This is a genomic window from Raineyella sp. W15-4, from assembly GCF_033170155.1.
Taxonomy (GTDB): Bacteria; Actinomycetota; Actinomycetes; order Propionibacteriales; family Propionibacteriaceae; genus Raineyella.
In genome coordinates, this window is sequence record NZ_CP137079.1 from 2,464,684 (window position 1) to 2,487,121 (window position 22,438).

Below are 22,438 nucleotides of genomic sequence, written 5' to 3' on the forward strand. Positions count from 1 at the left end.
TGATCCGGCCGGGGGTGCGGCCCCGGCCGAGGGGCTTGCGGAGCAGCGCCTGCAGCGAGAACCGTCGGGGCGCGTCGGTGCCCGCCCGGTGCCGGCCGGCTCGGTGCTGGTCCGCGCGACGCTGATCTGCACGGCGCTGATCTGCACGGCGCTGATCTGCACGGCGCTGATCCGTGCGCGGCCGCTCGGTGCGGCGGTGCTCCCCCGCCGACCGACGGTCGGAGCCACCACGGGTCCCCGGGACCCGGGTGGCCGCCGTGGTGCGGTCGACTGCGGCGGCGCGGCGCGAGGTGGGCCGGCCGCGATCGGCGGTGCCGGGACGGGTCCCGCTGTCACGCCGGGCGCCGTCGTGGTGCCGGGTCCCGGGAGCCGGGGCGGGCCGGGCCGAGCGGCCCTGTCCGGCCGGGGCCGGCCGGCGGTCCGCACGGTCGGCGCTGCGCCCACGGTCGCGATCGGCGTCCCGGGGGCGTCCCCGGGGCGGTTGGTCGCGGTCGGCGCTGCGGCGGCGGTTCTCCGGCATGGTCATCACCCCTGGGTCGGTGCGACGGGTTGTGGGGTCGGCGTGGACGGGGACGGGGACCCCGACGCTGCGGAGGACGCCGCGGCCTCCGGTGACGCGGAGGACTGCGCGGAAGGCTGGCTGGAGGGCTGCGGCTGGGCGGCCGTCGTGGCCTGGGACTTCAGCCCGGCGTACGGACCACCGCCGGTCGCCGGCTTGGCGTCGCCCGCCACCGTGCCGCTGGGCACCGTCACGAACCCCGGCGTGGTGTCCGGGACCATGCCCATGTCGACGGCGCGCTGGGCCAGCTGCGCCGACGACGAGGTGCGGGCGAGCTGCTGTTGCAGGTCGGCCTGCTCGTTCGTGAGGACCTGTTCCTGCGCGGCCAGCGTCCGCAGCTGGAAGGCCTGGTTCTGCAGGGTGACGTTGAGCATCAGCAGCAGCGTGGTGCCGACCACGACGACACCGATCAGCAGCGTCCAGAAGGATCGCTGGGAGATCCTGGCGGCGAGCCGCGGGACCACCTGCAGCTGGGCACGCCGCCGTTGGGCGGCTGCCGCGAAACCGGTACGGGACCCCCAGGCGGCCGGGGAGAGCAGGGCACTCATCGGGACTCCTTGATACGTCGGGCGGCTCGTAGTCGCGCCGAGGCGGCGCGCGGGTTGGTGGCGATCTCCTCGTCGGAGGGCCTTTCGGCCCCCTTGGTCAGCAGGGTGAAGGTGGGTTGCAGTTCGTCGGGCACGACGGGCAGGTCCCGCGGGGCCCGGCTGGTGGAGACGTCGCGGAGGGCATGCTTCACCAGCCGGTCCTCCAGCGAGTGGTAGGCGAGCACAGCGATCCGCCCGTCCACCGCGAGGCTGTCCAGCGCGGCGGGGAGCATCCCCTCCAGTGCCTCGAGCTCGCGGTTCACCTCGATCCGCAGCGCCTGGAAGGTGCGTTTCGCGGGGTGGCCCCCGGTGTGCCGGGCCGCCGCCGGGATCGCCCCGGCGATCACCTCGACCAGTCGGGCCGAGGTGATGAACGGCGCCTCCTCCCGCGCCGCGACGATGGCCCGGGCGATCCGGCCGGCGAACCTCTCCTCGCCGTACCGGGACAGGATCCGGGCCAACTGTGGTGCCGGGTAGGTGTTGACGACGTCGGCGGCGGTCGGCCCCTCCTGCCCCATCCGCATGTCGAGGGGGGCGTCCACGGCGTACGCGAACCCGCGGTCGCGGGCATCGATCTGCAGCGAGGAGAGCCCCAGGTCCGCCAGCACCGCCTCGACGCGGGCGATCCCCAGGTCGGCCAGGACCGTCCCGATCTCGTCGTAGACCGCCCGGACCCGGGTCACCCGGTCGCCGTAGCGGGCGAGGCGCTCCCCCGCGGTCGCCAACGCGTCGGGGTCCCGGTCCAGCCCGACCACCCGCGCACCGGGGCAGGCGTCGAGCAGTGCGGCGGTGTGGCCGCCGAGGCCGAGCGTGCAGTCGACGAGGACCGACCCCGGGCGTTCCAGTGCCGGGGCCAGCAGGGCGACGATCCGGTCACGCATCACCGGGAGGTGCACCGCCTCGGGGCGGGTCCGGCCGGCCTCGGCCGCGCCATCGGGGGTCGCCTCGCCGGCGGCCGCGTCGCGATCGGGGGTTGCGTCGTCATCAGGGGTCACGTCGGGTCGCCGCGTCGAAGCCATGGTGTCCGGTCCTGCCCTTCGGTTGCCCTCGCTCGTGTCGTTCCGCGCCCTCGACGCGGAGGGCCGTACGACCTGGTTCCGACCCGAGAGGTGCGGGAAGTGCCACCTGACACAGGGGAAGTTGTGTCAGGGTGCTCACCCCTCGGGTCGGGGCCGGACCGTACGGCCTGTCCCGATCCCCCGGCGGCCTAGGCCCCCGGGAAAACTTCTTCGTTCATCTCGGCGAACGCCGATTCGTGCTCGGTGGAGTACTCCTCCCACGCGGCGGCGTCCCAGATCTCGAGCCGGTTGATCACTCCGGTGACGACGATGTCCTTGTCGAGCCCTGCGTAGGCGCGCAGGTTCGACGGGATCGTCACGCGTCCCTGCTTGTCAGGGACCTGGTCGAAGGCTGTCGCGGCCAGCATGCGCTGGTACTCGCGGACCTGTCGGACCGTCATCGGGGCGTCTGCCAACTCCTTCGTCCGTGCGGTGAACGCCTCGACGGTCTCGATCGTGAGACACCGATCCTGCGACCGGGCCACGACGATCCCGTTCTGGAGCTCCTCGCGGAACTTCGCCGGTAGGACGAAGCGGCCCTTCTCGTCGAGTTTCGGGGTGAATGTGCCGAGGAACATTTCGGCCACCCCCTGACCCGACCTTCTGGACCACTGCCCTCCACTTTCCCCCACCTTATGCCATTTCCCTCCACCCAGCCACCCTTCCGCTCCACCTTTCCCCACCTTCCCCCCGCCGGTCCCCGCCGATGGGTGACCGGATGCGGGCGGCTTCCCGGCCGGAACAGCGAGATGCTCCGGCGTGTCGGCCCGCCGTCGTGGCCGCGGCGACGGCCCTGGGAGGCGGAATCGGGGCGGGTTCCGGCACGGGCCGGGCATGTAGGGTGAGTGGGCGACACAAGTCACGACCCTGGGAGGCACAGTGAGCTCCACCCCGTTCGGCGATCAGGGGCAGCCAGCCCCGCAGCGCTCGGCGTCCCCGGCTCCCCAGCGCTCGGCCAGCCCGAACCCGCAGCGCTCCGCGGCCCCGGCATCCCCGTGGTCGGCGAGCCCTGCCCCGCAGCGCTCGGCCACCCCCGCTCCGCAACGCTCCGCCACCCCGGCGGCGCCGTGGACGCCGACCTCCGCCGGGTCCGCGACCCCACCATCGAGTCGCTTCACCTCTCCGGCGTCCGCCTCCGGGCGGACGGCGCCGACCGGGTCGTCCGCGGGCCGACTGAACAGCCCACCGTCGGCGACCCCCTACGGTTCCGGCGCGACAGCACCGACGTTCCAGACGAGTGCGAGCCGGTCGGCCGGTGCCGCCCGGCCGACCGGCACCGGGTACTCCTCGGCGCAGCAGCCCTCCCCGGCGCCGCAGGCCGGCGCGCCCCGCCAGACCGGCAGCACCGCCCGACCCGCCGGCGGCACCCCACCCACCGGCGCCGGCCGGCCCACCACCTCCACGTATCCGAGCAGCACCACGACCCGGGCCACCGCGGGGTACCCAACCGGATCCCGGCCCGCCGTGCCGGCCGCCGCGGGCACCCACACCCTGGCCGACGTCGCGGCCGTGATGGGGCGGGTCCGTGACGCCGTGGAGACCGTCATCGAGGGCAAACGAGGTGCGATCGACACCGCCCTGGTGGTGATGCTCGCCGAGGGCCACCTGCTGCTGGAGGACGTCCCCGGGGTCGGCAAGACCATGCTCGCCAAGGCCCTCGGCCGGGCCATCGACTGCCGGGTCAACCGGGTGCAGTTCACCCCCGACCTGCTGCCGACCGACATCACCGGGGTGTCCATCTACAACCAGGCCACCCGGGCGTTCGAGTTCAAGCAGGGCGGCATCTTCGCCAACATCGTCCTCGGCGACGAGATCAACCGGGCCTCACCCAAGACCCAGTCGGCCATGCTGGAGGCGATGGAGGAGCGCCAGGTCTCGGCGGACGGCACCACCTACAAGCTGCCCAGCCCCTTCATGGTGATCGCGACCCAGAACCCGATCGAGATGGAGGGCACCTATCCCCTCCCCGAGGCCCAGCGTGACCGGTTCATGGCCCGGATCGAGATGGGCTACCCGGCCGAGGACGCCGAGGTGGCGATGCTGCGCAACCACGGCGGCCGCCCGCCGCTGGCCGACCTGAAGCCGGTGACCGACGGGCAGACGATCAGCGGTCTCGTCCAGGCGGTCGGCACGGTGTACGTCGCCCCGGCATTGGAGCGCTACATCGTCCAGGTGGTCGGTGCGACCCGGTCGACCCGGGACCTGCGGCTCGGCGCCTCGCCTCGCTCCAGCCTGCAGCTGCTGCGCGCCTGCCGGGCCCTGGCGGCGATCTCGGGGCGTGACTACATCACCCCCGATGATGTTGCGGCCCTCGCCGTCCCGGTGCTGGCCCATCGGGTGCTCGCCTCCACCGAGGCCCAGCTGGCCCAGCGCTCCGTCGAGGACATCATCGGCAGTTGCGTACGGTCGGTCCCGATCCCCGACCGGAGCTGATTGATGCGCCTGGAGTTGCGCAATCCCTGGGTCCTGATGACGCTCCGCGGCAAGGTGACCTTCGTCGTCGGTGCCGTGCTCGCCGCTGTGTCCGTTCTGTTCGGCCAGCGCGACGCGTTGCTGCTCGGGCTGCTCCTGCTGTTCCTCCCGTTGGCCGCGGCGGTCTTCGTGGACCGGACCCGGCTGAAGCTCTCCTGTGAGCGCAAGGTCGCCCCGGGCCGGGCAGCGATCGGGGAGCAGATGACCGGCACCCTCGCCCTCGACCGGCACGGCAAGCTGCCGGTGGGGGTGCTGCGGTTCGAGGACCAGGTGCCCCCGGCGTTGGGGCCACGGCCCCGGTTCACGCTGCAGAACCTCGCCGCGGAGTGGAGCCGGGAGGTGAGCTACACCCTCACCGGCAGCCAGCGCGGCCGGTTCCGCACCGGCCCGTTGCTGGTGCGGGTGTCCGACCCGTTCGGGATGGCCGCGCTCGACCGCCGGTTCAACGCGACCAGCGAGGTGATGGTGACGCCGCGGATCGTCCCGCTCGACTCGATGGGCAACGCCGGTGGTACCGGCAGCACCGGTGAGGCGCGGCCGCAGCGGCTCGGCCTGTCCGGACAGGACGACATCCTGGTCCGCGAGTATGTCCGGGGCGACGACGTCCGGCGGATCCACTGGCGCTCCACCGCCCGCCACGGCGAACTGATGGTGCGCCAGGAGGAGCAGGCCTGGGACCCCAGCGCCACGGTGCTGCTCGACTCCCGCGAACAGGCCCACCGCGGCAGTGGGCCGCGGGGCTCGTTCGAATGGGCGGTGTCCCTGACGGCCTCCCTGGCAGTGCACTTCCTGACCGAGGGCTATGCGATCACCCTGTTCGGCGCCGACGGTCCGCTGGCCGACCCCCAGCTGGGTGACCTCGGCAAGGCGACCAGCCGGCGGGAGGCGATCGCCCAGCTGACCGACGTCACGCTCGCGGACAGCACCGACCTGAGCCGCGCCGCGGAGGCAACCCTGCGGGGGGTCGGCTCACAGATGACGATCGCCGTGCTGGGCCTGATGTCCTCCGCCGACGCCGCGCAGCTGGTCGAGATGCACCGCAACCAGGCGTACGCGATGGCCTGGGTGCTGGACGTCGACGGCTGGGCGGACACCGCGGACGGTGCGGACCGCCCGGAAACAGCCGGCCGGACCGGCGTCGACCGTACGCCCGCAGCGGTCCTCGCAGACCACGACCGGGCGGTCGCGCTGCTGCAGGACGCCGGCTGGCGGGTCGTCCGGGTGACCTCGGAGATGACCGTCGACGACGCGTGGGCGCGGATGTCGCGGATGGGAGAGCTACTGTGATCCGCCCCCTCGACCGGACCGGCGGAGCGATCATCGGTGCCTCGGTCCTCTCGTCTTTGATCCTGCTGCCGTTCACCCAGGACCCGTCGTACCTGATCAGCGCGATCCCGCTCGCGGTGCTGATCGGCGGCATCGGCCTGGGGTTGCGCCGGCTGCGGGTGCACGACGGGATCGTCTTCCCGGCCCAGCTGGTGCTGCTGGCGGTCTACCTCTTCGCGATCTCGCTGTCCCTGGCCGTGCCCGGCCAGGGGATGCCGGGCCTGTTCGCCGAGGGCGTGCGACACATGGCCACCCACACCACGCCGATGATCGCGAACCCCGGCCTGACGATGCTCCTGGTGGCCACGGTCGGCGTCACGACGGTGCTCACCGACCTGCTGGCCGAGGGCGTCGACCGGCCCGCCTGGGCCATCCTGCCCTCCCTCACCCTCTACCTCATCGGCGCGGTCGGCCTGCTGCGCGACATCCCCTGGTGGACGGTCGTCGTGGTGGCGATCGGCTACCTGTGGATCCTGCTGGCCGACGGGATCAACTCCGCCGAGAGGTGGCCGCGCCACCTGGAGCGGACCGTACGGCTCACCGGGCGGATCACGCCGTTGGCGGTGCGGATGGGCGCCGTGGTCGCGGCCGCCGCGCTCGCGCTGACCCTGCTCGTCGGTCTGGTCGTCCCGTTGCCGCCGACCCACCAGTTGAACGGCGGGCAGCTCAACCAGGACACCGGCCCGGTCCAGCTCGCCGACCCGATGCTCGACATGCGGCGCAACCTGTCCCAGCCCGCCGACACCGAGGTGCTGACGTACACCACCACCGCCCCCGACGGGGAGTACCTGCGGATGGCGTCGCTGTCGGTCTTCGACAGCAAGGGCTGGCAGAACGCATCGTTCCACCTCACCCAGGGCAACACGCTGCCCGCTCCCCCTGGCCAGGACACTCCTGGCCAGGACATCCGTACCCAGGTGAAGATCGGCGACTTCCGGTCGGAGTACCTGCCGCTGCCGTACGCCCCGAAGCGGTTCGACGCCGCCGGACAATGGGCCTACGGCACCGACTCGCTCGTCGTGGTCGCCACCGGCCAGGACCGTACGGCAGCCACCCGCAATCTGTCGTACGACGTCACGAGCATCGATCCGACCCCGGACGGCGCCACCCTCTCCACGGCGATGGCCGGGCAGCCGAGCGACGCGAACCTCACCGCCACCGTGCCGCAGGACATGCCGCAGGAGATCGTCGACCTGACCCTGAAGATCACCCAGTCCGAGCCGACCCCGGCGCTGAAGGCGGCGGCGATCCAGAAGTTCCTCCGCAGCGACCCGTTCAGCTACAGCCTGGAGCCCCAGCCGGGCACCGGCTACGACGCGTTGAAGCGCTTCCTGCTGCAGGACCACAAGGGCTACTGCGAACAGTTCGCCGGGGCGATGGCGGCGATGGCCAGGGTCGTCGGGATCCCCTCCCGGGTGGCCGTCGGCTGGCTGCCCGGCACCAGGTCCGGCGACGGGTACACCGTCACCATGCACGAGATGCACGCCTGGCCGGAGCTCTACTTCGAGGGCGTCGGCTGGGTGCGGTTCGAGCCGACCCCGGGGGTGGCTGTGCCGCCGGCCTGGACGATGACCGCTCCGGAACAGCCGACCGCGTCACCCACCCCGACGCCGGCAGAATCGGCCACCCCGGAGCCGACCGCCGTCCCGTCGGCCACCGCCTCGGCCTCGCCCGTCCCGGTGACCCCGGCGAAGCCCGTGGTGGACGTCCTGGCGATCCTCGCCCGGATCGGGGTGGCGATCGTGCTGCTGGCCCTGGTCACCGGCGTCCTCGCCCTGCCCGGGCTGCTCCGCCGCCGGCTGCGTACGCATCGGCTGGCCCCGTCGGCGGGCAGCGCCCTGGACGCGTCCCAGCAGGCGGTCGACGCCGCCTGGGCCGAGGTCCGGGACAGCTTCGTGGACTACGGCTACACCTGGCCCTCGGATTCACCGCGGGCCGCCGGCAAGCAGGCCGCCGTGGTGCTTCCGGAGGACGCCGGCGTGGCGCTGGTCACCCTGTCCCGGCAGGTCGAGCGGTCCCGCTACGCGCTGGACGCGGTGCACTCCGGCGACCTGGCCGCGCTGGTGGGGACCATCCGCGACGGCCTGCGGGCCGACAAGGGATGGGACGCCAGACTGATCGGCGAGTGGTGGCCGAGGTCGTGGTGGCAGGCCCTCGGACAGGCGCTGACCTGGTCGGCGCTACGGGCCCGGGTGGCGGCGATGGTCGCCCGGAGGCGCGCCGGCCGATCCTGACGCGCGGGCCGATCCTGACGCAGGGGTGGTCAGGGCGCAGGGGTGGTCAGGGCATCGCAAACGTCCCGCCGGGCCCGGGATGGGATCCCGACGGGACGCCACGCGCAGCGTACGGTGCTCAGGTCACCGTACGCTCTACGTCTTCGGGTGGATCCTCGTCGGCCGGTGTACCCGGCACACGATCACTGATCGTTGCCCTCCTGGCGACGATTCCACCGTTCCTCGAACTTGTTCATGATCCGCCGGTCATCAGCACTCACCCGCACCTTGGTGCGCCCTTTGCGCCGGGAGAGGGCATCCTGCTTCTGCCATGCGCTCAGCCCCACGACCGTGGCGGTGAGCATGACCAGGAAACCCAACACACTGATCAGCCAGAGATGCGGGACGCTGATACCGACCAACAGCAGAACGACGCCGACGACGAAAGCGAGACCGGCACCAATGGCCAGACGGGTCTCGAGGCGTCGTCCGCTATTGCCGCTGAGGGTGTCCGCGAGCTTGGGATCCTCGGCGGCAAAGGCAGCTTCCATCTGTTCGAGCAGCCGCTGCTCGTGTTCTGACAGGGCCACCACTACCTCCGACCGTCCTATTGGGGTGCTTGCGAGGAACGGCGATCGCCGCCCCCCGGTGCCTTCTGACTACAGTTTAGTGCCCGCCACGCCGTACCGGAACGACATCGCGGATCCCCAGCCTAACGGGACCACCACGCGGCGGCCCGGAACGGTCCGGCGTGTGACGCGCGGACGGCACCGCCGGGGTCCCCCGCCGGTTTGGTTCCGACCTGGCGGCCTGGTTCCGACCCGGCGGCCTGGTTCCGACCCGGCGGCGCAGCGGAGCGCGGCGGGTCAGCCGAGAGCGGCGAGGACGTGCAACTGCGTCGCCAGTGACCACATGTCCGGCGTACGACTGATCTCGTCCTCCAGGGCGAGCAACTCGGACCGGGCACCCGGAACGTCGAGGAATTCCTCGTTCACCGCGCCGAGCACGGCGCCGATTCCCCGGGTCTCGACCACGGTGAAGCCTGCGTCCTCCAGCAGGACCCGGATCCGCCTCTGGTCGAGTCGGGCGGGATCGGCGAGGGCCGCCCGGGCCTCCGCGAAGTTGCCGGTGAGCGCCTTGCGCATCACCCGCGAGTAGCGTTGGCGGACCAGCAGGCTGACCGCCCCGCCGGGGCGCAGGACCGTGGCCATCGCCCGGATGGCCGCCGGCTTGTCCTCGACCACGTCGAGGACCTCGTGACAGGTGACCAGATCAGCGGCCCCCGGCCCGATCAGGTCGACGAGGTCGGACGAGTCGCCCTGGATCCCACGGAGCCGGCCGGACAACCCTGCCTCCGCCGCCCGGCGCTGCAGGGAGGCGAGGGCGTTGGGGCTCGGGTCGACGACCGTCACGTCGTATCCCTCGCGGGCGAGCGGCACTCCCATCCCCCCGGCGCCACCGCCGAGGTCGACGATCCGGATGTCCGCCGCAGGCCGATCCCCCTGCCAGACCTGCGCATGCTCGAGGATCACCCGCAGGGTGAAGAGACCGCCCAGGGACCGACGCTTCTTGTCGACTGCGAGGGTGGGAGGTACCGCAGTCGGCTGGTCGGATCGGGTCATGGCGAGTCCTTCGTCGGAAGAGGCACCGCGGTGGTGCAGATGATCCGAGCCTACCCAGTCACCCATTCATCGTCCCGGACTCCCCGGGCCGGAGTGCCACAGCTCGCGGGTCGCGTCACCTCCTTCGGTCCGACAGCTTCTTCAGTCCAGCACCGCGAGCAGGGACCATCGGTCGCTGTGCTGGTGACGGTAGATCTGGAAGACACCCTCGCGCCCCTGCCAGGGATCGCGAGCCCGGACCTGCCAGATGTCGCGCTGCTCGGCCAGCACCCCCACCCGGTCACCCGCCCACCGGGGATCCGCGAGCACCCAGTGGCCCTCGACCTCCCGGATCCGCCAGGTGTGGCTCCGCCAGCGGAACTCCGCCGGCAGCCCCGGAAGTTCGTCCTCCAGCGTCGAGAAGCTGCCGGCACCGAAACACGCCTCGATCGGCTCGTCGTACGTCCTCATCGTCGGCTCCCCTCACCTCAGGTCCGGCCCGTTCACCTCAGGTCCGGTCCGTCCGATCCTCGAGGACCGGACGGATCCCTATTTTATCGAACAATTGTTCGACCAGAAGCAGTGTAGGGCTCCCCTCGGACACTCCTCGGGAGGCCGGCGTAGCGGTACCCATCGGCACCCCACGGCCGGCTCGCCGGCGGACCAGTGTCCGGACCACTGGGTACGATCGGAGCCATGCATCCCGGTGACAACGTCAAGAACCTCGCCCTGAGTGGGACCGTCGTCGTCGCCGTCGTCGTGGCCGCCACCGCACTCGCGACCGGCGGAGCAGTCGGTGGGTCCGCCTCCGCGGATCCCGCCACCGCAGCGCCCTCCGCCGCGGTGACCGCGGCCGGGACACCGGCCGCCTCCCCGGCGACCCCCGACGCCTCGGCGACCGCCACCCCGTCCCCGGGCGACGCCTCGTCCGGGACGGGTGCGCGGCGTCAGGGCCTCGGCCAGATCAAGGCCCGGCTCACCGACGGCCAGCCGCTGTCCATCACCGTGCTCGGCGATGACTCCTCCGTCAGCGATGCCGGCTGGGTGTTCCTCTGGGCCCGCGACACCCTCGGCGCCGATCACACGGTCGTCTACCACGAGTACAGCCGGAGCACCGGCGGCTACACCGCCCCACGCACGCTGTCGACCAACGGGCCGACCATCGACGTGTGGAACGCCTCCTACCTGAGCGCGACCGCCCCGAAGGACACCGCGGACCTCGGCAAGCTCTACCCGCAGCCCACCGACATCGTGATCCTCAACCTCGGCCACCAGGACGACCCGGCGACCTTCGACACCGACGTCAGCACCCTGTGGCAGGCGGTCACCGCCCAGCAGACCCCGCTGGGCCTGGTGATGCTACAGAACCCGGAGACCGCCACCACGAGTCTCCAGGACACCCGGATGAAGAACCTCGCCCGCACCGCCGACCGGCTGGGACTGCCCACCGTCGACGTCCATACGGCCTTCGCCCAGGCCACCGTGCCGCTCACCCAGCTGGTGATCGGCGCCCGCCCGACCCAACAGGGCGCCGAGCTGTGGGTGGCGACCGTCACCGCGGCACTGAAGTGACCCGGGCCACCCCCGGAGCGTCCGGTCGCCCCGGCACCGGGCAGTCCGTCGTGGTCATCGGTGGTGGCCTGGCCGGGATGGCGGCGGCCGCCCGGCTGGCCAAGCGGGGCCACCGGGTGATGCTGCTGCACCGGACGGAGCGACTCGGCGCCGACTGGCGGCCCGACCACCCGGACGGCCCGGGCCGGCTGCCGGAGGTCCTCACCCTGCCGGCACCATGGCGCGACCTGTTCAAGAAGTCGGGCCGCATCCTGCCGGCGGAACTGGCCCGCGCCGGGCTCGACCTGGTGCCTGCCCCGCCGGCCCGGCACCTCTTCGCCGACGGCGCGGAGCTCGACCTGGGCGGTGACCGGGGAGAGCAGTTCCACCGGATGGCCGCCGCCTACGGGGAGCCCGTCGCGGCGTCCTGGCGTGATCTGGTGGACTCCCTGGAGCCGGTCTGGCATCAGCTCCGCCAGCTCGGACTGGAGACCTCCCTGCTGTCCGGCCGCCAGCTGCGCGCCCACCGGCGGACGCTGATGTGGGGTCGGACGGTCGCCGACCTGGCGGCCGCCCAGCCGCATCCCCATCTGCGCGCGCTGGTCGAGGCGAGCGCCTGGCGGCAGGGCCACGACCCGGTCCGGGCCCCGGCCTTCGTCGCGAGCCGGCTGAACGTGGAGCGTACCTTCGGCCGCTGGATGATCGTCGACGACCGCGGCCGGCCCGCCGGCAGCGAACGGCTGCTCGACCTGCTCGAGGCGCGGTTGGCCACCCGGGGCGTCGAGCTCGTCCGGTGTGACCGGCCGATCAGGTTCCGGGGATCGGCGCGACACCCGGACGGGCGCTCGCTGGCGGCCGGACCGGTCCGCGACCTGCTCCCCTCCGGACCACGCCCGGACGCGGTGATCCTCACCACGGGGCTGCACGACCCGGTGGCGACGTACGGCCTGCACACCCGGGCGGCCCGGCGGGTGCGGACCCTCGCCCCCGTGCTGCGCCCCCGGCGCACGTCCGGCCCGGCACCCGCCGAGGGGGCACCGGCGGGCTTCCCGGCCATGTCGCCGGGCCACGGCGTCGCCGAGACCGTCGACCACGCCGCCCGTACGGTCAGCTGGGCCACCACGGACCGGATCCTCGTCCACGACTGGGGGGCCGCCACCCCCGACCCCGGCGCCGGTCCCGGCTGGGACGGGCCGGGGTCGTGGCTGCGCCGGCTGCCCGTCCGGCTCGGTGAGCGGCTGTACTCGGCCGGCCCGTGGGGGCGCGGCGGCGACGACCTGGCGGGAGTGCTGATGTCCGCGGCCCTGGCCACGTACGACGCCCACCTCGACCTCACCGGCCAGGACACCCACCCGTCGAACAAGGACCAGTGAGCCGGCCACCGGTGCCGCGGCGGACCGCGGCGACCTGCCGTCGACCCGTCGGGATAGACTTGAGAGTCACTCCCGGTAAGGACGAAACGCTCTTGACTTCTCATGACATCTCGTCGGACCTGGCCCGCGAGCTCGCCGTCGAACAGGCCCACGTGGACAAGGTCTACGTACGCCTGGCCATCGCCACCCAGGACGCCCAGCGTGCCGCTGAGGCAGGCGCCTCGCACTACACCAGCGACCGCGGTGACTACCTCCGGGAGGAGGACTCGACCAGCGTCTACGAGCGGGATGTCTTCGCCTACCAGGCGGCCCGGCGGCTGGCGGTCCTGGAGGCCGAGCATGAGGGCCTGGTCTTCGGCCGGCTCGACCTCACCAACGGCGACACCGACTACATCGGTCGGATCGGGGTCCACGACGATGACTACGAGCCGTTGGTGATCGACTGGCGGGCCCGCGCCGCCGAGCCCTTCTACCGAGCCACTGCCGCCGACCCGATGGACGTGATCCGCCGCCGCGTGCTGCGCTGCCGCGACGACCGGGTGATCGGCATCGAGGACGACCTGCTCGACGGCGCCTCGGCGCGGGCGGACCTGCCGGTGATCGGTGAGGGAGCACTGCTGGCCGCCCTGACCCGGGCCCGCGGCCACCAGATGCGCGACATCGTCGCCACCATCCAGGCCGAACAGGACGAGGCGATCCGGGCCCCGCACCAGGGCGTCACGATCATCGCCGGCGGCCCCGGCACCGGCAAGACCGTGGTGGCGCTGCACCGGGCCGCCTACCTCCTCTACACCCACCGACGGCGCTTCGAGCAGGGCGGCGTGCTCGTCGTCGGCCCCTCCGACGTGTTCATGACCTACATCGAGCGGGTGCTGCCGTCACTGGGCGAGGACGCGGTGACGCTGCGGTCGGTGGGCAATATCCCCTCCGACGTGCTGCCGATCGAGGCACACCGTACGGATGCCTCCGCCGCGGCGGCGATCAAGGGGTCGGTCCGGATGGTCGACGTGCTCACCCGGCTGATCCAGGTGCCGGCCACCGTGAAGGTGATCGGCCGCACCGGTCACCAGCCGAAGCTCGACCGGGACCTGCTGCTCACCGTCAAGGGCAACGCGCTGCGGCTGACCGGGCGTACGCTGCTCGGCCTGCGGCGGCAGACGATCCGCCAGACGAAGGCCAACCACGCCCGCCGGGCCGGCCGTGACGCGATGGTGGCTGCGCTGTGGGACCTGATGCCGGCCGACCACGACATCGAGCGGGAGGACTTCCCCGACCTGGTCACCGACCATCCGGCGTTCCTTGAGGCGCTCAACACCTGGTGGCCCACCCAGCATGCCACCGGCGAGCTGCGCCGGCTCTCCTATCCGGAGGTGGTCGCCCGGGTGGCCGACGGCATCCTGGACGCCGCGGAGCAGCGGACCCTGCTGGAGTCCTTCGCCGAACTCGGTGAGGAGGGCCACGAGGACTGGTCGGTCGCCGATGCGGCGCTGCTCGACGAGCTGGTCGCACTGCTGGGCACCCCGCTCGACGAGGACCCCGACGAGCCGCTGTTCCTCTCCGCCGGCGCCACGGTGCAGGAGATCGTGACGGTCTCCGACCGCCTCACCCGCCGGCACACCGAGGACCCGTACGCGGACCGGTTCGCGACGTACGCCCATGTGCTGGTCGACGAGGCGCAGGACATCACCCCGATGCAGTGGCGGATGCTGCGCCGCCGCGGGGCGCAGGCCTCCTGGACCATCGTCGGGGACCCGGCCCAGAGCTCCTGGCCGGACCACCACGAGCTGGACGCCGAGGTCGACGCGCTGGTCGGGCTAGGCCAACGGCGGACGTTCCGGATGAGCACCAACTACCGGTCCCCGTCCGAGGTCTTCGACCTGGCGGCGCGGGTGGTCACCCGGGACGTGCCCGAGGCGGATCTGCCGAGGGCCGTCCGCTCCACCGGCGTCGCCCCCGACCTGCGGACGATCCACCGCGGTGAGCTGTCCGAGACCCTGGAGCGGGTGCTCGACGAGCTCGGCCGGCAGGTCGAGGGGACGATCGGGGTCATCACGCCGCCGTCGCGGCTGTACGACATCGAGGAGATGGTCGACGGGCTGGGCCTGGCCGAGGTCCTCCGGGACCGGATCGCGGTGGTCAACACCCTGCAGGCCAAGGGTCTGGAGTACGACGGGGTGATCGTGATCGCCCCCGACGAGATCGTCGCCGAGCACATCGGCGGGATCCGGATCCTCTATGTCGCGCTCACCCGGCCGACCCAGCGACTGGTGACCGTCGACCTGGTGCCGAACGGGGCGCCGCTGGAGCCCGGTGCCTGGCGCACCGCGCTGCCGGGGACGCCCCGCTGAGCCCGTCCGGATCAGGCCAGCACCGGCGCCCCGGTGGTGGCGACGACCTGCTCGAGACCGACGTCCGGGGCGAGTTCGACCAGGCGCAGTCCCTCCGCAGTGACGTCCAGCACCGCGAGATCGGTGACGATCCGGCCGACCACCCCGCGCCCGGTCACCGGCAGGGTGTTCTCCCGCAGCAGCTTCGGCGAGCCGTCCTTGGCCACGTGCTCCATCAGCGCGATGACCCGACGGGCACCGTGCACCAGGTCCATCGCCCCACCCATGCCCTTGACCCGCTTGCCGGGCACCACCCAGTTGCTCAGGTCCCCCCGCTCGCTCACCTGCATGGCGCCGAGGATCGCGACGTCGATGCGGCCGGAGCGGATCATCCCGAAGCTCAGCGCCGAGTCGAAGAAGCTCGCCCCGGTCACCGTGGTCACGGTCTCCTTGCCGGCGTTGATCAGGTCGGGATCCTCCTCGCCGTCGTACGGACTGGGTCCCAGCCCGAGGATGCCGTTCTCGGACTGCAGCACGATGTGAACTCCCGGCGGGAGCTGCCCGGGCACCAGTGTCGGCAGACCGATGCCGAGGTTGACGTAGTCGCCGTCGGTCAACTCCCGGGAGGCGCGGGCCGCCATCTCCTCACGCGTCCAGCTCATGATGCGACCCCCACCGTGCTCCGCGGTTCCCTGTCCCGGATGCCGCCGGCCCGGTCCGGGCGGGGCCGGACGATCCGGCGTTCGATCGGTTTGTCACCGGCTTGCTCCCGGGTGAGCGGCAGCACGGCATCGACGAACACCCCCGGCAGGTGGATCGCGTCGGGATCCAGTTCGCCCGGCTCGACGAACTCCTCCACCTCTGCGACGGTGTACCGGGCGGCCATCGCGCACAGCGGGTTGAAATTGCGCGCCGCCTGCCGGAACACCAGGTTGCCGAACCGATCTCCCCGCCAGGCGCGGACGAACGCCACGTCGGGTCGCAGAGCGAGCTCGAGGACGAACAGGTGCTCCTCGCCGTCCCACGGCAGCAGCCGGGTGGGTTTCGGTTCCGACGCCACCGCCACCGATCCGTCGGAGGCGTAGCGGATCGGCATGCCACCCTCGGCGACGACGGTGCCGACACCGGTCCGGGTGTAGAACGCGGCGATGCCAGCGCCCCCTGCACGGAGCCGCTCCGCCAGGGTGCCCTGGGGGTTCAGTTCGATCTCGACCTCTCCGGCGAGGTACTGGCGTTCGAGCTCCTTGTTCTCCCCGACATAGGAGGCGATCAGCCGGCGCACCTGCCGGTTCTCCAGCAGCATCGAGGTGCCGATCCCCTCGATCCCGCAATTGTTCGACACCACGGTGAGCTCGCCCACCCCGGTCTCGCCGAGCGCGGCGAGCAGCACCGCGGGGATGCCGCACACCCCGAATCCGCCGGCGGCGATCATCCCGCCGGACCGGACGACACCGACCGCCTGGGCGGCCGCGGCCACGACCTTGTCCATCTCCTTCACTCCTTCCTGGTCGCCCGGGTCTGGTCGCCCGGGGTCTGTCACTGGGTCTGGTCACGCGCCGTCAGGCCAGCTGCGCGAGCCGCTCGAGCACCTGTTCGGGCACCGCGGACGGCGGGATCGCCGCAAGGAGCGCGTCCGCCTCGGGTGCCTCGACGACGCCGGTCCAGAACGACTCCGCGAGCAGCGCCACTCGCGGCTCGTCCGCCCCGAGCGCGATCCCCTCCTCGGAGCGCAGCGCGACCGACCAGCCGAAGTGCCCGGCGACGTTGCCGAGCGCGGTGTAGCCGCCCAGCACCTCGGGAACGACCGGCTCCGGCTCGGTACCCCGGGCCCGGGCGTCGAGCACGACGAGCGCGACCGGTAGCTCGCCGAGGTGGCCGAGCCACTCCGCGAGATACACCGACGCGGCGTCGGCACGGTCCTCGTCGACCTCGTCGAGCGGGGTGCCGGCGATCTCGTGGGCACGCAGCAGCAGGCGGGCCGGCGAGGGGACGGCGATGACGAGCCGGCGGTGGCTGGTCCGGGCGATCGTCTGCAGGGTGTCGACGACGAGCCGGCTGCTCTCCTGGTCGCCGAGCAGGGTGCGCAGTGCGGTGCCGGCACGGGTACGGGCACCCATCGCGGCGACGAGCTCCGGCCGCTCGCCGAGGCGGGCCCGGTAGAGGGCCTCGATGTCGACCCAGGCGACGTCCGGGTCGAGGAGGCCCGAGACCTGGCCGACATGGCCGGCGAGGGCCGGCGTGTCGGTCCACGGGATGGCGGCGCCCTGGCGGATGACCGCCGTCGCGTACGCGTCGTGGTCGAGGAGCAGCGGCCGGCGGCGGCCGCTGGGACGCTCGGTGATGAGGGACTGCAAGGAAGTGGACACGGTTCCTCCGGTGTCGGACGGGTGGGGCTGGGTGCCGCCGGGAGGCCGTCCCGGCGGCACCTGTCGGGGGACGGCTCAGGCGAGCCGGTGGACGCGCTCGCCGTGCTTCGTCTCGAGCTCGTGCAGGCGTCGCTCGAGCTGGGCGATCTTCACCTCGCGACGGTCGGGCACCATCACCGGCGGCAGCTCCGCCAACGGCCCGGTGACGCGCTGCGGCCCGTCGATGCCGTAGACGGTCGCGGTGATGGTGGCGTGGTCGGCGCCCCAGGAGCCGTAGTAGGGCAGCTCGACCGGCGGCTCTGCGGTGACGAACCCCGCCACGAACTCGTCGTACGGCTTGCCTCGCCGCAGCCGGGCCCGGCGGGCCTCCGCCCGCGCCTGGCGGGTGCCCTCGGCGTCGAGCCGCAGGGTGGCGGGGTCGTAGCGCACCGCGAAGATGTCCTCGGCGACCGTCCGGCTGATCCGGTCCAGCTCGAGGTCGCGGATGACGGCCTGGGGGTCTCGCTCGAGCGGATCGCCGTAGCCGCCGCCCGCCCCCTGGCTGATCATGTAGAGCTCCCCGTCCTTGGCGAGGTCGAACTGCAGACCCATGTGGTAGGTCGAGTAACGGCCCTCCGGGAACGGCTGCTCGTTCATCACCTTCGGGATGGACAGGTCGAACTTCGTGTTGTCCTGGCGGATGTGCTCGTAGACGTTGGTCCCCTTCACCATCGCGAGAGGGTACGTGCCGCAGCCGTAGCCGCCGTACATGCCGTAGATCGAGGAGAACTTCGCCCCGGAGGTGACCGTCATGAAACCCCACTGCGGGGTGCCCTCGGCCGCCACGATCATCTCGTAGCCCATCCCGCCGGTGAACTTGCCGAAGCCCATGTTGTCGCGCACCAGCCGCTTCGACACCAGCTGCATGAACGGCACCTCCTCCTCCATCACCTCCTGCTCGGCGGTGTCGGCCATCGCGCAGAACAGCGGGGAGACCGCGTCCTCGCCGTCCCGGAACGGCTTGGCGCCGCCGGGCATGCCGTTGAGGTCGGCGCAGAGGTTGCCGACGACGTCGCCGTGCTGGGTGATCCCACCCCACAGGAAGGTGTTGATCTGGTTGAACCAGTTCGCCACCACGTTGCTGTACTTATGCGGGGTGGAGAACGACATCCGGCTGTAGAGCGCCTGCAGCGCGGAGAAGCCGCGGAACGAGGCCTGCAGCGACTGGCCCATCGGCGCGTCGTACGACGCGTCGGCCCAGGTGCCCTCGTCGGAGATGATGTCGATGCAGCTCATCGCCGAGGTGCAGCGGGGCAGGTCGGGCCACCAGAAGGCGAGGATCGCCTGCATCATCATCGACTTCACCGAGCACAGCGGCGAGTTGATGGCCCGGTTGAGGATCTCCGGGCCGGTGCCGCGCAGGTCGATCGTCATGTGATCGCCCTTCACGGTGATCGCGCAGGCGAACTTGATCAGGATGTTCTCCTTCAGGGTGGAGTCCATGAACTGGTCCATCCGGTACGTGCCGTCGGGCAGTTCGGCGATCCGCCGGCGCACCTCGGTGTCGACGTCCTCGACGGTGATCCGCAGGGCGGCGATGAACGCGTCCACCCCGACCTCGTCGATGACCCTGTCGATCCGGTCGATGATCTTGCGGACCGCGGTCATCTTCACCTTGAGGTCGGCCAGCTGCAGCTTCGGGTCGCGCACCGAATGCTGCAGGAAGGTGAGCAGGTCGCGGCGCAACTGGCCCTGCTCGACGATCTTGAACGGGCTCATCCGCAGCCCGTCGTCGAACGGGGTCTCCGAACCCGACGGCATCCCGCCCGGCTCGCAGGCACCGTTCTCGCCCTCGTGGATCGTCGCGGCCACCCAGGCGACGAGCTCACCGTCACGGAAGATCGGCATGATCATCGACTGGTCGGTGTTGTGCACGTTGCCGAATCGGGCGTCGTTGTGGATGAAGCCGTCGCCGGGGTGGATGCCCACGGTCGGCTCGTCCTTCCAGTACTTCATGATGTAGCGGATCGGGTGGTGGAGGATCGCACTGAAGGCGATCACGCCGTGGCAGGACAGGTAGGAAACGTCGCCTTGGGCGGTGTAGATCGCCGTGGTGAGGTCGCCCCACTTGGCACCGGGTGCCGCGCCCTGTGCCTCGCACATCTCGTAGCCCTCGTCGAGGGCGCCGGCGATCCGCTTGCGGATCCGCTCGACCTGCAGCCGGTCGACGCCGGCGGCGACCGCCTCGTCCTCCCGTGCGGTACGTCCGGCGATCCGGTGACTCCGCATGATCAGCGGGTCGGGGCCGAGGAACAGCGTGGTCTCGTCCATGAAGTCGTCCACCCATTGCTGCTCCTGTGGGGTGAGCCGGGTGGTCGGGGTGTCGTCAATGATAGTCATCACAGGCTCCTTTGCGGTGATGGAGGGCGGTCAGTCCGTGAGGAACCAGACCGCGCCCTGCTGGGTCGGCTCGAGGCGCCAGCCGGGCTCCACGAGGAAGGTGGTGTTCTGGGTGGTGACGATCGCCGGACCGGGGATGACCCGGTCGGGCTCCAGCGCGGTCTCGTCGTAGACGGGTGTGTCGATGTGGCCCTCGATGCCGATGAAGACGACCTCGCGCCGGGAGACCGGTTCGGGCACGGTCCGCGGGCCGCCGCTGTCCAGCGAGGCGAACTCGACGACATCGCCGGCGACGTACGCGGCGACCCGGATGGTGTTGCAGCGGATCCCGGCCTCCGGGGCGGCGCTGCTCGCCCCGAACCGATGGCTGTAGACGTCACCGAACTTCTTGATGATGTGCAGCACGTCGCCGACGCCGCGGACGCGGTCGAGGTCCTCGACGGTGACCGCCTGGGTGAGCAGCTGGTTGCCGTAGCGCATGTCGAGTTCGAGACGGTAGCGCACCTGGTCGGCGGTGAAGCCCTGACGGATCAGGTCCTCCCGGCCGGCCGACTCCAGCTCCTCGACCACCGCGTTGAACTCGGCATAGTCGTCGTACAGCCGCCGGGTGGTGGCGTTGTAGAGCGTCACGTGCACGCCGCGCTCGTGGAAGTGCAGCTGCTTCATGTTGCCGGCGCCGCAGGCGGAGAACACCGAGGAGAACGGCGGGGCGAGCACCCGGGAGATGCCGGCGTGCCGGGCGATCCCGCAGGCGTGCAGCGGACCGTTGCCGCCGTACGCGAGCATGGTGAAGTCTTCCGGCAGGTAGCCGCGCACCCGCAGTTCCTTGCCGATGCCGATGGCCATCTGCTCGTCGACGCCGTCCTTGATCGACCGGGCGACGTCGAGGACGTCCAGGTCGAGCGGGTCGCACAGCGCCTCCTCCATCGCGAACCGGGCCCGTCGCGGGTTGAGCTTGATGTAGCCGTTGGCGTAGTTGTCCGGGTCGAGGTAGCCGAGCAGCAGGTCGGCGTCGGTGACGGTCGGCCGCAGCCCGCCGCGGTCGTAGCAGGCCGGGCCGGGATTGGAGCCGGCCGACTCGGGGCCGATCTTGATCGAGTGGTGGATCCGGTCGTAGCTGGCGATCGAGCCGCCACCGGCGCCGAGGGTGTCCAGGTGCACCATCGGCACCGAGACCAGCCACCGGTCGATGGTCGGCAGGAAGTCGTAGTGCTTCACCCCGCCCTCCGGCACCAGGCCGATGTCGAACGAGGTGCCGCCCATGTCGGTGGAGATGACGTGGCCCAGACCGGTCTCGCCGCTGAGGTGCTCGGCGGCACCCACCCCGGCGATCGGCCCGGAGTGGATCGTCTGCAGCGCGTCGGTGGAGTTCATCTGCGCCATCCCGCCGGAGTTGTGGATGACGAGCATCGGCTTGTCGTAGCCGGAGCCGCGAAGGTTGTTCGACAGCTGCGACAGGGCGTGGAACATGATCTCGTGCAGGAATCCGTCGATGATGGTCGAGGTCGACCGCACGTACTCGCCCTTGCGGCCGGAGACCTGGTGACCCAACAGGATCGGGGTGGCGCCGAGTTCGTGGGCCGGGAACTCGTCGAGGAAGATCTCCTGGATGGCGAGCTCGTGGGCCGGGTTCTCGGTGGCGTTCACCAGCGAGACGACGATCGCCTCCGCCCCCGCGTCGACGAGTTCCCGCAGCACCTGGCGCACGTCGTCGGGGTCGAGCCGGGCGACGATCTCGCCGGCGGAGTTCACCCGCTCCTTCACCGAGCGGATCAGCCGGCGCGGAACGATCGGCTCGGGCCGTTCGGCCGCCGGCAGGTTCTGCTGCAGCGACTGGTCCAGGCCCTCGCCGTAGCCGCGGCCGCGGGACAACGGGATGGTGTCCTCGAAGCCGTGGGTGACGATCGCCGCGACCTTCGGGCCCTTGCGCTCGATCAGCGCGTTGGTGCCCAGCGTGGTGGCGTAGCGGACGGAGTCGACGCCGCTGAGGACCGTGGCCCGGTCCAGCCCGGCCCGGGAACAGGCGAGGTCGAGCGCCTCGTTGAAGCCGAGGGCCAGGTTGTGGTGGGTGGTCAGGGCCTTCGCCTCGACGTACTGCTCGTCCCAGACGAAGAAGCAGTCGGTGAACGTGCCACCGATGTCGACGGAGATGCGCTTCATTGGGTCTCCTTGGAGGTTGTCGGGGTGTGCCCGGGTCAGTGGGTGTGGCCCGGCGACGTCAGCTGGGCGGCGGCCGCGGCATCGTCGCCCGGGCCGTACGTGTGGACGGCCTCGGCGTCCACGCCGCGGATCTCCCACTGGCCCCGCAGCGCATCGACGTCGATCAGCATGTCGACGGTCGGCGGGTGGCCCGGCGGGAGGTACTCGGCCTCGAGCTGGGTGCCGCAGCCGGGGCAGTAGTACTCGAGGATGCGGCAGAACGCCGGGTCGGGCGAGAAGGTGTACTCGTAGCGGTCGGGGTCGATGATCGGCTGGTGGATCTCGCGCGGGTCGCGGTCGTGGACGAGGGTGCCGCGCTTGTAGTCACCCCGGGCGTCGCCGAGGTCCTGGGAGCACACGCGGCACACCCAGCGTTCGGTGTCCAGGTCGATGACGAGGTATTCGGTCATGGGCACTCGCATCGGAG

At 71.7% G+C, this 22,438-nt stretch carries 21 protein-coding genes; 7 read left to right on the forward strand and 14 right to left on the reverse strand.

Annotated elements, in window-relative coordinates; all coding sequences use genetic code 11:
• The first annotated feature begins 141 nt into the window (after nt 1–141).
• The gene (locus R0145_RS18450) at nt 142–615 is read left to right on the forward strand and encodes a hypothetical protein (protein ID WP_411742115.1); all 474 of its coding nucleotides are present in this window, start codon (nt 142–144) and stop codon (nt 613–615) included.
• On the opposite strand, the gene R0145_RS11515 is transcribed toward R0145_RS18450, so the two are convergent.
• From R0145_RS11515 to R0145_RS11535, 5 genes are all read right to left on the reverse strand, one after another.
• Nucleotides 526–1,107 carry a hypothetical protein gene (locus R0145_RS11515; RefSeq protein WP_317836982.1) on the reverse strand — a complete coding sequence of 194 codons (582 nt, stop codon included), beginning with the start codon at nt 1,105–1,107 and terminating at the stop codon, nt 526–528. The genes R0145_RS18450 and R0145_RS11515 overlap by 90 nt on opposite strands.
• Entirely contained in the window at nt 1,104–2,027 is a 924-nt protein-coding gene (gene rsmH, locus R0145_RS11520) for a 16S rRNA (cytosine(1402)-N(4))-methyltransferase RsmH (protein ID WP_411742116.1), read from the reverse strand. The genes R0145_RS11515 and rsmH overlap by 4 nt, the downstream gene beginning before the upstream one ends.
• A gap of 326 nt (nt 2,028–2,353) precedes the next feature.
• Nucleotides 2,354–2,782 (reverse strand): division/cell wall cluster transcriptional repressor MraZ, encoded by a 429-nt coding sequence (gene mraZ, locus R0145_RS11525; protein WP_317836984.1) that lies wholly within the window; start codon nt 2,780–2,782, stop codon nt 2,354–2,356.
• Nucleotides 2,783–3,106: 324 nt separating this feature from the next.
• A complete protein-coding gene (locus tag R0145_RS11530; protein WP_317836985.1) occupies nt 3,107–3,322 on the reverse strand; it encodes a hypothetical protein in 216 nt (71 codons plus the stop codon).
• A gap of 81 nt (nt 3,323–3,403) precedes the next feature.
• Nucleotides 3,404–3,637 (reverse strand): hypothetical protein, encoded by a 234-nt coding sequence (locus R0145_RS11535; protein WP_317836986.1) that lies wholly within the window; start codon nt 3,635–3,637, stop codon nt 3,404–3,406.
• A gap of 79 nt (nt 3,638–3,716) precedes the next feature.
• Here R0145_RS11535 and R0145_RS11540 point away from each other — a divergent pair, with 79 nt between their 5' ends.
• From R0145_RS11540 to R0145_RS11550, 3 genes are read left to right on the forward strand one after another with little or no spacing between them, the layout of a single operon-like run.
• Nucleotides 3,717–4,637: a MoxR family ATPase gene (locus R0145_RS11540; RefSeq protein ID WP_317840226.1), complete on the forward strand. Its 921-nt coding sequence runs from the start codon at nt 3,717–3,719 to the stop codon at nt 4,635–4,637.
• A 3-nt stretch (nt 4,638–4,640) separates the two neighbouring features.
• The gene (locus R0145_RS11545; RefSeq protein ID WP_317836987.1) at nt 4,641–5,963 is read left to right on the forward strand and encodes a DUF58 domain-containing protein; all 1,323 of its coding nucleotides are present in this window, start codon (nt 4,641–4,643) and stop codon (nt 5,961–5,963) included.
• Entirely contained in the window at nt 5,960–8,236 is a 2,277-nt protein-coding gene (locus tag R0145_RS11550) for a transglutaminaseTgpA domain-containing protein (RefSeq protein ID WP_317836988.1), read from the forward strand. The genes R0145_RS11545 and R0145_RS11550 overlap by 4 nt, the downstream gene beginning before the upstream one ends.
• 182 nt (nt 8,237–8,418) lie before the next feature.
• On the opposite strand, the gene R0145_RS11555 is transcribed toward R0145_RS11550, so the two are convergent.
• From R0145_RS11555 to R0145_RS11565, 3 genes are all read right to left on the reverse strand, one after another.
• Complete coding sequence (locus R0145_RS11555; RefSeq protein WP_317836989.1) at nt 8,419–8,805, reverse strand: DUF3040 domain-containing protein; 387 nt, start codon at nt 8,803–8,805, stop codon at nt 8,419–8,421.
• Between the two features lie 276 nt (nt 8,806–9,081).
• Complete coding sequence (locus R0145_RS11560; protein WP_317836990.1) at nt 9,082–9,837, reverse strand: methyltransferase domain-containing protein; 756 nt, start codon at nt 9,835–9,837, stop codon at nt 9,082–9,084.
• A 141-nt stretch (nt 9,838–9,978) separates the two neighbouring features.
• Nucleotides 9,979–10,287 carry a DUF6504 family protein gene (locus R0145_RS11565; RefSeq protein WP_317836991.1) on the reverse strand — a complete coding sequence of 103 codons (309 nt, stop codon included), beginning with the start codon at nt 10,285–10,287 and terminating at the stop codon, nt 9,979–9,981.
• Between the two features lie 225 nt (nt 10,288–10,512).
• Between R0145_RS11565 and R0145_RS11570 the strand changes: the two genes are divergently transcribed.
• The 3 genes from R0145_RS11570 to R0145_RS11580 all read left to right on the forward strand — a co-directional run bounded on the left by R0145_RS11570 (nt 10,513) and on the right by R0145_RS11580 (nt 15,088).
• On the forward strand, nt 10,513–11,388 hold the full coding sequence (locus tag R0145_RS11570) for a hypothetical protein (RefSeq protein WP_317836992.1): 876 nt from the start codon (nt 10,513–10,515) through the stop codon (nt 11,386–11,388).
• The gene (locus R0145_RS11575; RefSeq protein ID WP_317836993.1) at nt 11,355–12,740 is read left to right on the forward strand and encodes an NAD(P)-binding protein; all 1,386 of its coding nucleotides are present in this window, start codon (nt 11,355–11,357) and stop codon (nt 12,738–12,740) included. The genes R0145_RS11570 and R0145_RS11575 overlap by 34 nt, the downstream gene beginning before the upstream one ends.
• 119 nt (nt 12,741–12,859) lie before the next feature.
• Nucleotides 12,860–15,088 carry a HelD family protein gene (locus R0145_RS11580; RefSeq protein ID WP_411742117.1) on the forward strand — a complete coding sequence of 743 codons (2,229 nt, stop codon included), beginning with the start codon at nt 12,860–12,862 and terminating at the stop codon, nt 15,086–15,088.
• An 11-nt stretch (nt 15,089–15,099) separates the two neighbouring features.
• On the opposite strand, the gene R0145_RS11585 is transcribed toward R0145_RS11580, so the two are convergent.
• The 6 genes from R0145_RS11585 to R0145_RS11610 all read right to left on the reverse strand — a co-directional run bounded on the left by R0145_RS11585 (nt 15,100) and on the right by R0145_RS11610 (nt 22,433).
• Complete coding sequence (locus tag R0145_RS11585; RefSeq protein ID WP_317836995.1) at nt 15,100–15,729, reverse strand: 3-oxoacid CoA-transferase subunit B; 630 nt, start codon at nt 15,727–15,729, stop codon at nt 15,100–15,102.
• Complete coding sequence (locus tag R0145_RS11590) at nt 15,726–16,556, reverse strand: CoA transferase subunit A (RefSeq protein WP_317836996.1); 831 nt, start codon at nt 16,554–16,556, stop codon at nt 15,726–15,728. Before R0145_RS11590 ends, R0145_RS11585 begins: the two co-directional genes overlap by 4 nt.
• 70 nt (nt 16,557–16,626) lie before the next feature.
• Complete coding sequence (locus R0145_RS11595; RefSeq protein WP_317836997.1) at nt 16,627–17,433, reverse strand: hypothetical protein; 807 nt, start codon at nt 17,431–17,433, stop codon at nt 16,627–16,629.
• A 75-nt stretch (nt 17,434–17,508) separates the two neighbouring features.
• The gene (locus tag R0145_RS11600) at nt 17,509–19,812 is read right to left on the reverse strand and encodes a hydantoinase B/oxoprolinase family protein (RefSeq protein WP_317836998.1); all 2,304 of its coding nucleotides are present in this window, start codon (nt 19,810–19,812) and stop codon (nt 17,509–17,511) included.
• Nucleotides 19,813–19,842: 30 nt separating this feature from the next.
• Complete coding sequence (locus tag R0145_RS11605; protein ID WP_317836999.1) at nt 19,843–21,972, reverse strand: hydantoinase/oxoprolinase family protein; 2,130 nt, start codon at nt 21,970–21,972, stop codon at nt 19,843–19,845.
• Nucleotides 21,973–22,007: 35 nt separating this feature from the next.
• The gene (locus R0145_RS11610) at nt 22,008–22,433 is read right to left on the reverse strand and encodes an acetone carboxylase subunit gamma (RefSeq protein ID WP_317837000.1); all 426 of its coding nucleotides are present in this window, start codon (nt 22,431–22,433) and stop codon (nt 22,008–22,010) included.
• Nucleotides 22,434–22,438: the final 5 nt, after the last annotated feature.